13 protein-coding genes and 1 pseudogene are annotated in these 12,803 nt (G+C 72.3%); all 14 read right to left on the minus strand.

The window, feature by feature from the left end:
* Positions 1–299, minus strand: a pseudogene (locus tag RIN75_RS24770) (polyribonucleotide nucleotidyltransferase); the annotation flags it as partial.
* 249 nt (positions 300–548) lie between these two features.
* Entirely contained in the window at positions 549–818 is a 270-nt protein-coding gene (gene rpsO / locus RIN75_RS24775) for a 30S ribosomal protein S15 (protein WP_121226692.1), read from the minus strand.
* 117 nt (positions 819–935) lie between these two features.
* A complete protein-coding gene (locus RIN75_RS24780; protein ID WP_309114406.1) occupies positions 936–1,412 on the minus strand; it encodes a 2'-5' RNA ligase family protein in 477 nt (158 codons plus the stop codon).
* Between the two features lies 1 nt (position 1,413).
* Entirely contained in the window at positions 1,414–1,899 is a 486-nt protein-coding gene (locus RIN75_RS24785) for a helix-turn-helix transcriptional regulator (RefSeq protein WP_309114509.1), read from the minus strand.
* A gap of 94 nt (positions 1,900–1,993) precedes the next feature.
* Complete coding sequence (locus RIN75_RS24790; protein ID WP_309114407.1) at positions 1,994–2,920, minus strand: bifunctional riboflavin kinase/FAD synthetase; 927 nt, start codon at positions 2,918–2,920, stop codon at positions 1,994–1,996.
* Between the two features lie 42 nt (positions 2,921–2,962).
* On the minus strand, positions 2,963–3,505 hold the full coding sequence (locus RIN75_RS24795) for a hypothetical protein (RefSeq protein ID WP_309114408.1): 543 nt from the start codon (positions 3,503–3,505) through the stop codon (positions 2,963–2,965).
* A 101-nt stretch (positions 3,506–3,606) separates the two neighbouring features.
* Complete coding sequence (gene truB / locus RIN75_RS24800; protein WP_309114409.1) at positions 3,607–4,503, minus strand: tRNA pseudouridine(55) synthase TruB; 897 nt, start codon at positions 4,501–4,503, stop codon at positions 3,607–3,609.
* A gap of 11 nt (positions 4,504–4,514) precedes the next feature.
* Positions 4,515–5,834 (minus strand): MFS transporter, encoded by a 1,320-nt coding sequence (locus RIN75_RS24805; RefSeq protein WP_309114410.1) that lies wholly within the window; start codon positions 5,832–5,834, stop codon positions 4,515–4,517.
* An 82-nt stretch (positions 5,835–5,916) separates the two neighbouring features.
* The gene (locus RIN75_RS24810) at positions 5,917–7,233 is read right to left on the minus strand and encodes an MATE family efflux transporter (protein WP_309114411.1); all 1,317 of its coding nucleotides are present in this window, start codon (positions 7,231–7,233) and stop codon (positions 5,917–5,919) included.
* Positions 7,234–7,432: 199 nt separating this feature from the next.
* Entirely contained in the window at positions 7,433–8,419 is a 987-nt protein-coding gene (locus RIN75_RS24815) for a bifunctional oligoribonuclease/PAP phosphatase NrnA (RefSeq protein ID WP_309114412.1), read from the minus strand.
* Positions 8,420–8,429: 10 nt separating this feature from the next.
* Entirely contained in the window at positions 8,430–8,879 is a 450-nt protein-coding gene (gene rbfA / locus RIN75_RS24820; protein ID WP_309114413.1) for a 30S ribosome-binding factor RbfA, read from the minus strand.
* Positions 8,880–8,924: 45 nt separating this feature from the next.
* Positions 8,925–9,221: a DUF503 domain-containing protein gene (locus tag RIN75_RS24825; RefSeq protein ID WP_309114414.1), complete on the minus strand. Its 297-nt coding sequence runs from the start codon at positions 9,219–9,221 to the stop codon at positions 8,925–8,927.
* 66 nt (positions 9,222–9,287) lie between these two features.
* Positions 9,288–12,359: a translation initiation factor IF-2 gene (gene infB / locus RIN75_RS24830; protein WP_309114415.1), complete on the minus strand. Its 3,072-nt coding sequence runs from the start codon at positions 12,357–12,359 to the stop codon at positions 9,288–9,290.
* 86 nt (positions 12,360–12,445) lie between these two features.
* Positions 12,446–12,790 carry a YlxR family protein gene (locus tag RIN75_RS24835; RefSeq protein ID WP_309114416.1) on the minus strand — a complete coding sequence of 115 codons (345 nt, stop codon included), beginning with the start codon at positions 12,788–12,790 and terminating at the stop codon, positions 12,446–12,448.
* Positions 12,791–12,803 lie beyond the last annotated feature (13 nt).

Below are 12,803 nucleotides of genomic sequence, written 5' to 3' on the forward strand. Positions count from 1 at the left end.
CAGGTCAGGATCGCGTCGGTCGACGGGCGGCCTTCGCGGCGGAAGAACGAGCCGGGGATGCGGCCCGCGGCGTACATGCGCTCCTCGACGTCCACCGTGAGGGGGAAGAAGTCGAAGTGCTCCTTGGGGTGCTTCGACGCCGTGGTCGCCGACAGCAGCATGGTCTCGTCGTCCAGGTAGGCGACGACGGTGCCCGCCGCCTGGCGGGCGAGTCGACCGGTCTCGAACCGGATGGTGCGGGTGCCGAAGCGCCCGTTGTCGATCACGGCGGAAGTCTCGTGGACCTCGTTATCCGTCATGTGTTCGTCAAACTCCTCGTCATGCGGGCCGCAGCGCGTACGGGCGCGGGGTCGCGGTCCGGACGAGGCCGGTCTTCGATCGAAGTCCCCTGGTCTTTCCTCTGCCAGGGGGCCACTACCGAGGACCGGCGAACTGTCGTCCCGTGCGCCGCGCGTGCGTTGCGTCCCTATCCTCTTTGTTCCTCGTTGTTCAGTTGTACTGCTGCACCGAGGGGGAGCGACCGGACGGTCACTCCCCCTCGGCGGTGGTCACCGGCGCAGGCCGAGCCGCGAGATCAGCGACCGGTAGCGCTGGATGTCGACCTTCTGCAGGTAGTTGAGCAGCCGGCGGCGACGGCCGACCAGCAGCAGCAGACCACGACGCGAGTGGTGGTCGTGCTTGTGCTGCTTGAGGTGCTCGGTCAGGTCCGCGATGCGCTTGCTCAGCAGCGCGACCTGGGCCTCGGCGGAGCCGGTGTCCTTGTCGTGGACGCCGTACTCGGCGAGGATGGTCTTCTTCTGCTCGGTGGTCAGTGCCACGTTCCCGCTACTCCTTGTACCTTGATGATGTTCCGTGCGGCCCCCGTCGCCGGGGGTAGTCGGTCATGGCCGCCACGGACCGCAGCCAGACCCAACTGTCGAGGTTACCAGTAGTTGCTAGGAGCGGGCGTTCGGCGTGCTCAAGGGCACCCGGTCGAGCACCCGGTACCCGGTCCCCGGGCCGCTCTGGACCAGCACCACCTCGCGCACGGTCCACTCACGACCGGTGAACTCCACGTGCGGCCAACGGATCCGCCGTCCGCGCGCGCGGGCGACCGTCAGATGTGGACGCCACGTGTCCATGGGCGCACCGGCCGCGACGGCCAGCGGCTCCAGCGGACCCTCCACCCCGATCCACAGCACGCCGCGGAACGTGCCGCAGCCCGCGAGGCGCACGGTGGGCGCGGGCAACCCGGCCAGCCCGTCGAGCTGCCCACCGGGTTCCGCGTCGTCGCCGTGGAAGCGCAGCGTGACGTGCAGGCGACCCGGGGCGACCCACCGCAGCTCGCGGTGTTCGGCGCGGACCGGCGCGAGCGCCGCGGTCAGCTCCTGCACCACCTCGTCGGGCGGGAAGACGCCGGTGAACAGGCGCACGTCAGCCGTCGCGCCCCTTGCCCGCGCGGCGCAGCAGGTCGGCCAGCGCCGGGAAGTCGTCGCGCAGCATGTCCGCGGCCTGGGACAGCTCCCGCCGGTCGGCCACCCGGCGCAGGAACGGGAACACCACGGCCTCGTCGTCCGCGCCGTTGACCGGCAGCGAGTCGCGGCTCACCGTGGGCTTGGAGTCGCGCACCTCGTCCAGCGCGCGCTGGAGCGCCTCGGGCGCGCCGGTGGCCACGTCCGGGGTGAGGACCTTGCGCTCCAGCATGATCATCCGGGCGAGCACGGACGGGTTGCCGATCTTGGCCCGGCGACCGCTCATCACCTGGCTGAGCATGGGCGCGCTGATCCCCAGCACGTCGGCGAGCTGGGCCTGGGACACGTTGAAGGCGACCACCAACCGGCGCACCCGGTCCCCCAGGGGCTCCCCGTACCACTCGCGCTGCAGCGCGAGGTTGCGCTGGACGATCTTGTGGTCCTCCACCTTCGCCTCTCCCCTGACCGGCTTGGACGTGACAGGCATCTTGCCAGGTGGACCCCGGCCGCACGGGCGGTTCCACCCTGCTGGCCCAAAGCCCTCACGCCAGCAGCCCGCGGGTTTCCTCCACGTCCTTGTGCATCTGGACCAGCAGCTCGTCGACCGAGTCGAACCTCTCCATGCCGCGCAGCCGCTCGACGAAGTCCAGCGCGACCCGCTGGCCGTAGAAGTCCTCGTCCACGTCGAGCACGAACGCCTCGACCCGCCGCTCCCGACCGCTGAACGTCGGGTTGGTGCCCACCGACACCGCCGCCTTCAGCCGCCGGCCGTCGGCGTGGATGAACCAACACGCGTAGACGCCGTCGGCCGGGACCGCGGCGAACCGCGGGGTCGACAGGTTCGCGGTGGGGAACCCCAGCTCCTTGCCGCGCCCGTCGCCGCGCACCACGATGCCCTCCAGCCGGTGCGGCCGGCCCAGGGCGTGCGCCGCGGCCTTCACGTCACCGGCGTCGATGCACGCCCGGATGTAGGTCGACGAGTACGTCACACCGTCGTCGGTCACCAGGTCCGCCCCCTCGGTCACGAAACCGAACCGCTGCCCGAGCCGCCGCAGCAGCTCGACGTTGCCCGCGGCCTTGCTGCCGAACGTGAAGTTCTCCCCCACCACGACGGCCGCCACGTGCAACTGCTCCACCAGCACCTCGTGCACGAACTCGTCCGCCGGCATCCGCGACACCTCCAGGGTGAAGGGGATGACGCAGAACACGTCCACGCCCAGCTGCTCGACCAGCTCGCTGCGCCGGCGCAGGGTGGACAGCTGGGCGGGGTGGCTGCCGGGGCGGACGACCTCGGACGGGTGCGGGTCGAACGTCATGAGGACGCACGGCACCCGCTTCTCGCGGGCGATCTCCACGGCCCGGCCGATGAGCGCCTGGTGCCCGCGGTGCACGCCGTCGAACACGCCGATCGTAACGACACAGCGACCCCAGCCGCCCGGAAGGTTCTCCAGCCCTCGCCACCGTTGCACGCGTGAAGCCTAGCCGCGGGTGCGCGGTGGTGAGGGGCGGACTCAGCGGTCCCGGTCGAGGCGCACGTCACGGCCGGCCTGGTGGACCGTGCCGCCGTCGTGGGCGGTGGCGGACTGGTTGACGCTGTTGCCGTTGTTGACGTTGCCGTGCACGTAACCCACCTGGATGACGGGGCCGACCGTGTTGCCCTTGTGCACGTTGTGCACGCTCCTGGGCACCACCGGCTGCTCCTGCGGCTGGGCGGACTGCGGCTGAGCGGCGTGCGGCTGAGCGCTCTGCACCGGCGGGGCGGCGGGAGGCTCGGCGACGGCCGGCGCAGCGGCAGCCGACCCGGCGGCGGCAGGCGGAGCGGCGGCGAGCGGCGGGGTGGCGGGGATCGCGTCTCGTTGTGCCCTCTGCGCAACCTCGCGGTGCCGCAGGTCCGCTCGTTGGGCCGCGATGCCGATCCCCACGCCGAGCGCGGTCAGCAGGACCACGCCCGCCCACGCCAGGACGCTGTCCGCCCGGTCGGTGGCCACGTTGATGACCACCCCGGTGGCCGAGGTCACGACGCCGGCCGCGGTGGGCCACACCCATCTCGCCATGCGACCCACCGTAAGCGGATCGCCCCGGTCCGAGTACCGCCAACGGCGGCTTCGGCACAACAAACCCGACCGAGCGCGGAACTCACCCGTCCGGGGGGAGGTCAGCCCGCCGGCGTGAGCACCACCAGCGGCTTGGCGATGGGGCCCTCGTCCTTCGCCAGCGCCACCACGTGCCCGTCCGGGCCGAACACGCCGTACGTCCCCTCCATGCCGCCCGCCGGCAGGCGCTGGCCGTGGGACAGCGCGACCGCCTCGCGCGGCGCGATCTCCCGGCGCGGGAACGCCTTCGCCACCGCCTCGTCCAGCGACAGCGACAGGCCCGGCTCCTCGGCCAACCGCTCCAGCGTCCGCGCCACCCGCAGGTCGAAGGGACCGACCCGGGTGCGCCGCAGAGCGGCCAGGTGACCGCCCACGCCCAGGTCCGCCCCGAGGTCGCGCGCGAGCGCCCGCACGTACGTGCCCGACGAGCACTCGACCATCACGTCCAACTCGGTCGCGGACTCCTCGCGCCGGATCGCCAGCACGTCGAACCGGTGCACGGTCACCGGCCGCGCCGGGATCTCCACCGCCTCACCGGCCCGCACCCGCGCGTAGGCCCGCTTGCCGTCGATCTTCACCGCCGACACCGCGCTGGGCACCTGCTGGATCGGCCCGGTCAGCTTGGCGACACCCGCGCGGATCGCGTCCTCCGGCACCGCCGAAGCGTCCGAAGTGGACAGAACCTCGCCCTCGGCGTCGTCGGTGGTGGTGGCCGCGCCCAGGCGGATCGTGGACAGGTACGCCTTGCTGTCCAACGCCAGGTGGCCCAGCAGCTTCGTCGCGCGCTCCACGCCGAGCACCAGGACGCCGGTCGCCATCGGGTCGAGCGTGCCCGCGTGCCCGACCTTGCGGGTGCCGAGGATGCGGCGGACCTTCGCCACGACGTCGTGCGACGTCATGCCCTCGGGTTTGTCGACGACGACGAGACCTGGCTGCACAGCGGAAGATGATGCGGACACGACCGGACATCTTAGGCCGACGCCAGCACGTCCCAACGCCGGCGACGGATCTGCACCGGGACCTGCTCGCCCCGGTCCTCGGCGGCGAACACCGCGGCCCGCGCCCGGCGCCACCACACGGCCGTCCGCCACACCCCGAGCAGCAGGACCGCGACCACGGACAGGAACGCGATCCGGTAGGCCTGCGCGACCGGCATCGCGGGCAGCACGTCCAGCACCACGCCCACCGCCAGCGCGGCGAACGTGATCGCGCCGAACCCGCCGACGTTGGCCACGCCGGTCGCCGTCGACACCCGGTGCAACGGGTTGTAGTCGCGCACCAGCGCGAACGCCACGCCGGACGCCGGGTTCCCGAACGCCAGCACCGCGAACACCGCGTACAGCACCGGTGTCGGCAGCACCCCGCCCGGCCACCCCAGCAGCACCGCCCAGCACACCAGGGCCGCCGCGAGGTACCAGACGACGATCGGCATCCGCCACTCCGGCTTGCGCGCGATGACCGCGCCCATCACCGGCCCGGACCCGATGGCCACCAGCACCAGCACGCTGAGCACGGCGGACGCCTGCGGCCGGCTCAGCCCCTGCGCCTCGACCAGGTACGGGAAGCCCCACAGCAGCCCGAGCAGGGCGGGCGCGGACATGGACGTGAAGTGCACCCAGAACCCGAGCCGCGTGCCCGGCACCCGCCAGGCGGAGGCGACCCGCTTGGCCACGGTCCGCAGCGGAACCGCCTCCTGGACCGGCGGCGTCACCCCTTCGGGTACTTCTCGGACCCGCCACAGCACGACGGCGGAGTAGGCGGCCGTCGCCAGCCCCGCGACCAGGAAGGTGAGGGTCCAGCCAGCCCCCTTGAGCAACAGGGTCAGCGGAACGGTCGCCACCAGGTTGCCCGCGCCGCCCAGCGCGGCGGACAGCGTCATCACCACGCTGAACCTTCGCGGCGGGAAGTGCGCGGCGGCCAGGCGCAGCACGCTGACCCACGTCATCGCGTCACCCACGCCGAGCACGGCCCGCGCGGCCAAGCCGAGCGGGTAGGACTCGGCGAGCGCGAACATGAGCTGGCCGGTGCCCATGAGCAGGGCGGCGGCGGTGAGCACCCGGCGTGGCCCGAACCGGTCGACCAGCAGGCCGGTGGGGATCTGCATCAGGGCGTAGAGACCGATCTGGAGCACGGTGAACGTGCCGAGGGCGGCCGGTCCGACGTGGAACCGGTCGGCGGCCTCCAGCCCGGCGACGCCGAGCGAGGTGCGGTGGAAGAGGGCGGCGACGTAGACGACGACCGCGGTGGACCAGATCAGCCACGCTTGCTTCGTGGCACGATCGACCGGCAAGGTTTCAGCTCCTCGGGATTCGCGGCGGCACCCCGTCCATCGGAAACACTTGCCTGCTGTTAACAATTCCGGTACGTGGGTCTCACCACACCGCGCCGACCCGCGCCCACCTGCCCGAACGGGTCCGCAGCAAGATCGTCACCAGGCGCAGCACCATGAACGCGGACAGTCCCGCCCAGATCCCGGTGAGCCCCCAGCCGAAGGCCAGTGAGAGCCAGATCAACGGCAGGAAGCCGAGCGCCGCGGACAGGAGCGTCGCCGTCCGGAGGAACCTCGCGTCCCCCGCGCCCAGCAGGACCCCGTCCAGTGCGAACACCACTCCCGCGATCGGCTGCAACGCCACGAAGAACCACCACGCGTGCGGCACCTCGGCCAACACCCCCGGGTCGGACGTGAACAGCCCCGGGACCACGCCCGCCAGCGCCGCGAACACCACGCCGAGCACGACCCCGAAGGCCAGCCCGTACCCGGTGATCTGCCACGCGAACTTCTTGGCCTCGTCCTGCCTCGACGCCCCGAGCGCCTGCCCCACGATCGCCTGCGCCGCAATGGCCAACGAGTCCAAGACCAACGCCAGGAACGTCCACAACTGCAACACGATCTGATGCGCCCCAACGGCCGCCACAGATGTGCGAGCGGCCACCGAGGCTGCGGAGATGAAGCAGGCCTGGAACGCCAGCCCGCGCAGCACGAGATCCCGCCCAAGCCCCAGTTGAGCCACCATCGACTTCGGCCGCGGCCTGAGTGGAACCCCTTCAACCTTCAGCGCCCGGAAGAACAACCCGGCTGACACCACTTGAGCGACCACGTTGGCCACCGCACTGCCCTCAAGCCCCCACCCGACCCCGTACACCAGGACCGGGCACAAGACGGCGGACAACCCGTTGCCGAGCAGCACGTACCGCAGCGGCCGAACGGTGTCCTCCACCCCGCGCATCCACCCGTTGCCGGCCATGGTCACCAGCACGAACGGCGCTCCGAGCACCGCGATCCGCAACCAGTCGACCGCCTGCCCGGCAACGTCGTCCCCGCCGAGCACCCGCGCAACGGGCCAGGCGATCACCTGCAAGAGCAGCATCGCGAGCACTCCGGCGACCAGCGCCAACCAGGTCGCTTGGACGCCTTCCTGAACGGCATCAGCCCGGCGGCCGGCGCCGAACAGCCGGGCAGCGCGGGCGGTGGTGCCGTAGGAGAGGAAGGTCAACTGGGTGGCGACCTGCGTGAACAGCACGCCACCCAGGGCGAGCCCGGCGAGCGGGAGGGCTCCGAGGTGCCCGACGACGGCGGTGTCGACCAGCACGTACAGCGGCTCGGCCGCCAGCACCCCCAACGCGGGCACCGCCAGCCCCACCACCCGCTTAGCGGACACCCGCTCGCTCACAGCACCTCCTCCGGTCATCCCACCTTCTCACGCCCCACCGACAATCCGAGATCCCAGCCGCGCTTTCGCCGCGCCAGCGGCGCCTATGGGCTATCAGCCACAGGAAGGGGCCTCCAGGCCCGCTTTTAAGCTTTTGGCTTTTGATCTTGAGAGCGCGCAGTGCGTCGATCTTGGGAGCGCGAAGCATTCCTCCAGCAGCGCGAAGCGCACGGCGTGGCTAGGAGCCGGCGACGGTTTCGAGGGCTTCCCGGAGCTTGACCAAGACGTCGTCCGCCTCGCCGCGAGCGGTGAAGCCCGCTGCCAACCGGTGTCCACCGCCACCCAGCAGCTGCGCCACCTCGCGCACGTCCACCTTCGACACGGCCCGCAGCGACACCGACCAGTAAGCGGGCCGCAGTTCCTTCAGCACCGCCGCGACCTCGGCCTCCGCCGTAGTCCGCACCAGGTCCACCACGCTCTCGACCTCTTCCGGACGCAACCCCTCCGCGTCCTCCAAGGTCACCACGGCGTGCACGAACCCCAAACCACCCGCACCAGCAGGCTCCAGACAAGCCCGGGACAGGACCTTCGCCAGCATCCCCAAGTACCCGAACGGGTGCGAGTCCATCAACGGCCGCGCGACCGCCTCCGCGTCCACCCCCGCGTCCAACAACCGCGCCGCGACCAGGTGGGTCTCCGAAGACGCGTGGCGGAACGACCGCGTATCGGTCACCAAGCCCGCGTACACGCACCGCGCCACGGGCTCGTCCAACTCGACACCCAGCTCGTCCAGCAGCCGCAGCACCACCAACGCGGTCGCCTCGGCGGTGTCGTCGACGACGTTCACCGTCCCGTACCCCGGGTTGGACACGTGGTGGTCCAGCACCACGACCGCGCCGGCCGACTCGACCCGGTCGGCCAACGGCCCCAGCCGCTTCACCGAACCGGTGTCCAGGGCGACCAGCACCTCCGGCGCGGCCGGCACGGCGGAGGCCGGGACCAGCAACCCCTCGACGTCGAGGTCGCGCAAGGTCTCCGGGACGTCGTCGGGCGCGCCGAACGACACGCGCACCTCTTTGCCCATCCGGTGCAGGACCAGGCCCAGGGCCAGGGCGCTGCCCAGCGCGTCGGCGTCCGGGTTCACGTGGGCCAGCAGGGTCACGTCGGTGGCGTCGGTCAAGGTCCGGGCGGCGGCCCGCAGGGAGGCGTTCAGGTCAGTGGACACGACAGGAACGCTAGTCGGCTTCCTCGGCTTCGCGAGGGGCCTTGTACGGGTCCGCCTCGCCCGCGGGTTCGGCACCCGAAGCCAGTCGGGCCACTTCGGCGTCCGCCTCGCGGGCCCGGGCCAGCAGTTCGTCCATGTGCCGGGCCGCGTCGGGGACGGTGTCGGTCACGAACGACAGGGTCGGCGTGAACCGCACCCCGGTCTGCTGGCCGACCATCGTCCGCAGCACGCCCTTGGCCTTCTCCAGGGCCGCCGCGGCGCCCGCGAAGTCCGGTTCCGCGTCGAGCTTCTCGCCCAGCACGGTGTAGTAGACCGTCGCGTCGTGCAGGTCGCCGGTCACCCGCGTGTCGGTGATCGTCACGCGCGCCAGGCGCGGGTCCTTCACCTCGTGTTCCAGCGCGGAGGCCACGATCTGCGAGATCCGCTTGGCCAGCTTGCGCGCACGTGCCTGGTCGGCCACGGCGCTCCCTCCTTCACACCCCGGCGGTCGAGCGAACAACCGCCGCTAGTCGTCCTCCGGCCCGACCAGGCGGTGGCGGGCGGAGAGAAGTTCGAGTTCGGGGCGTCCCGCGACGAGCCGCTCGCACGCGGCCAGGACGTCCCTGACATGTTCGGCATCGGCGGCCACGGCCGCCACTCCGATCAGCGCTCGGCGGTGCAGGTCCAGGTGGCCCGCCTCGGCGGCGGACACCTCGAACCTGCGCCGCAGTTCGGCCACGACGGGCCGCACCACGGACCGCTTCTGCTTCAACGAGTGGACGTCGCCGAGCAGCACGTCCAGCTCAAGGGCACCTACGTACAAAGCCTCATCACCGTGGGTGGTGCCGGGGGCTCCCCTCGCGGAGAGCCCCCGGCGGCCGGGAGAACATCAGACGCGCGGCTTCTCGCGCATCTCGAAGGTCTCGATGACGTCGCCGACCTTGAGGTCGGAGTAGTTGCCCAGCGTCAGACCGCACTCGAAGCCCTCGCGGACCTCGGTGGCGTCGTCCTTGAACCGGCGCAGCGAGCTGATCGGCAGGTTCTCCTGGACGACGTTGTTGTCGCGCAGGAGCCTCGCCCGAGCGTTGCGGCGGATCTCGCCCGACAGCACCATGCAACCCGCGATCGTGCCGACCTTGGAGGACTTGAAGACCTCGCGGACCTCCGCGCGGCCCAGCTGGACCTCCTCGTACTCCGGCTTGAGCATGCCCTTGAGGGCCTGCTCGATCTCGTCGATCGCCTGGTAGATCACCGTGTAGTAGCGGACGTCGACGCCCTCGCGGTTGGCCAGCTCGGTGGCCTTGCCCTCGGCCCGGACGTTGAAGCCCAGGACGATCGCGCTACCCGCGACGGCGAGGTTGATGTCGCCTTCGGTGATGCCACCGACACCGCGGTGGATGACCCGCAGTTCGACGTCGTCGCCGACCTCGATCTTCATCAGGGCGTCTTCCAGGGCCTCGACGGTACCCGAGTTGTCACCCTTGATGATCAGCGTGAGCTGGCTGGTCTCCTTCAGCGCGGCGTCCAGGTCCTCCAGGCTGACGCGCTTGCGCTTCGCCGCGTTCTGGGCGTTGCGCGTGCGGGCCTGGCGGCGCTCGGCGATCTGCCGGGCCACCCGGTCCTCCTCGACCACGAGGAAGGTGTCGCCCGCGCCGGGCACCGAGGTCAGACCGATGACCTGGACCGGGCGGGACGGGGTCGCCACGGTGACGTCGTCGCCGTGCTCGTCCACCATGCGGCGGACGCGGCCGTAGGCGTCGCCGGCGACGATCGAGTCGCCGACCCGCAGCGAACCGCGCTGGACCAGGACCGTGGCCACCGGGCCGCGACCGCGGTCCAGGTGCGCCTCGATCGCGACACCCTGCGCGGACATGTCCGGGTTGGCCCGGAGGTCCAGCGAGGCGTCGGCGGTCAGCAGGATCGCCTCCAGCAGGCCGTCGATGTTGATGCCCTGCTTGGCCGAGATGTCCACGAACATGGTGTCGCCGCCGTACTCCTCGGCGACCAGCCCGTACTCGGTGAGCTGCTGGCGGATCTTGGCGGGGTTGGCCCCCTCCTTGTCGATCTTGTTCACCGCGACCACGATCGGCGCGTCGGCCGCCTGGGCGTGGTTGATCGCCTCCACCGTCTGCGGCATGACGCCGTCGTCGGCCGCCACCACGATGACCGCGATGTCGGTCGAGTTGGCGCCACGGGCACGCATGGCGGTGAACGCCTCGTGGCCCGGGGTGTCGATGAAGGTGATCAGGCGCGGCTCGCCCTCCAGCTCGGTCTGCACCTGGTAGGCGCCGATGTGCTGGGTGATGCCGCCCGCTTCGCCTTCCGCGACCTTCGCCTTGCGGATGGTGTCCAACAGGCGCGTCTTGCCGTGGTCGACGTGACCCATGACGGTGACCACCGGCGGGCGGACCTGCAGGTCGCCCTCGTCGCCGGCGTCCTCGCCGTAGGTGATGTCGAACGTCTCCAGCAGCTCGCGGTCCTCCTCCTCGGGGGACACGACCTGCACGACGTAGTTCATCTCGGAGCCGAGCAGCTCCAGGATCTCGTCGGACACCGACTGCGTCGCGGTGACCATCTCGCCGAGGTGGAACAGCACCTGCACCAGCGAAGCCGGGTTGGCGTTGATCTTGTCGGCGAAGTCGGTCAGCGAGGCGCCGCGCGGCAGGCGGATGGTCTCGCCGCTGCCCTTGGGCAGGCGGACGCCACCGACCGAAGGCGCCTGCATGTTGTCCATGTACTCCTGGCGCTTCTGCCGCTTGGACTTGCGTCCGCGACGCGCCGGACCACCCGGGCGACCGAAGGCGCCGGCCGCGCCACCGCGACCGCCGGGGCCACCGCCACCGGGACGACCGCCGCCACCGCGGAAGCCGCCACCGCCGGCCGGGGCACCGCCACCGCCGCCACCGGGGCCACCGCGGAAGCCACCGCCGCCGCCACCGCCACCGCCGGGCCGGAAGCCACCGCCACCGCCGCCGCCCCCACCGGGACCGCCGCGGAAGCCGCCGCCACCGCCGCCACCACCGGGACGACCGCCGCCGCCACCGGGGCCACGACCGCCGCCACCGGGGCCACCGCCCGGACGGCCACCGCCGCCGGGACCGGGCCGCGGACCGGCCGGACGGCCGGGCATCATGCCCGGGTTCGGCCGCGGCGGCATGTTGCCCGGGTTCGGGCGCGGACCGCCGGAACCGGCGCCGCCGCCGGGACGGGGACCGCCCGGACGCGGGTCACCGGGACGCGGGCCGGCCGGACGCGGGTCGCCCGGCTTGGGCGCGCCACCGCGCTCGCCCCGGTCGGGACCGGGCGCGGAGGGACGCGGCGGGGCCGGACGCGGCGCCGGGGCGCCACCGCCCACGCCGAAGGGGTTGTTGCCCGGACGCGGCGCGCGCGGACCCGCGGGCTTGGGGGCCTGCGGCTTCGGCGGCACGACGGACGGGCCGCCCTGCGCGGCGGCCGGCTGCTGGCGCGGGCCGGGACGCGGCGCGCCGGGCTTCGGGCCCTGCGGGGTCGGCGCCTGGAACGGGGCCTGGGTGGACGCGGCCGGGGCCGCGGGCGCCTGCGGGGCCGGAGCCGGGGTCGTCGCGGCGGCCGGGGCCTGCGCGGCCGGAGCCGCCGGGGCCGGGGGCTTGGGCGCGGCGGGCTTCGGGGCCTGCGGCTTCGGGCCGGGCACCGGGCGCGGGCCCGGCTTGCCGATCGGGGCCGCGGGCTTGGCGTCGGTCTTGGACTCGGACGGGGCCGCGGGCGCCTGGGGCTTCGGCGGCGCGGGGCGCGCGCCGGACGGCTTGGGCTTCGCCTCGGACTTCGCGGCGTAGGCGTCACGCAGCCGCCGGGCCACCGGGGCCTCGACGGTGCTGGACGCGGACTTCACGTACTCGCCCGATTCGGCGAGCTTGTTCAGTAGTTCCTTGCTCGTGACACCGAGCTCTTTGGCGAGCTCGTGCACGCGGGCCTTGCCTGCCACTGCACTCCTCTGGTGATGAGGCCGGCGGCAGTCCCGTCGACCTCGTCTTAACGTCGCGCGTTCATGTCTTCAGCTTCACGGCTGACTCATGACGGGTCGACCTGCTTCCTTGCTTCCTGGCGGCCCCGGGGCGATCCCGTGACCTGGTGCTCCTGCTGTGCGAGGTGCCCGCGCACGCGTTCCACGTCGAGCGGCCCCGGGACCTTGAAGGCCCGCGGGAACGCCCGCCGCTTCTCGGCGTCGCGGAGGCAGCTCGGATCGGGGTGCAGCCATGCGCCCCGACCGGGCAGCCGTCGACGCGTGTCCGGGACCACGGCCCCGTCCACGACCACGACGCGCAGCAACTCGGAGGGCAACGTCCGGGCGCGGCATCCTATGCACGTACGAACCGGGCCGTTGTGCGTGAAAACCGATCCCCGACGTTGAACCACTGAGAAGTCTATC

The sequence above is a fragment of the Saccharothrix sp. genome (assembly GCF_031180885.1).
Lineage (GTDB): Bacteria > Actinomycetota > Actinomycetes > Mycobacteriales > Pseudonocardiaceae > Actinosynnema.

Coding starts and splice junctions, on each gene's coding strand:
- RIN75_RS24795 (WP_309114408.1), bottom strand. CDS start 3,505: ATGGCGAGATGGGTGTGGCCCACCGCGGCCGGCGTCGTGACCTCGGCC.
- RIN75_RS24810 (WP_309114411.1), bottom strand. CDS start 7,233: ATGACCGGAGGAGGTGCTGTGAGCGAGCGGGTGTCCGCTAAGCGGGTG.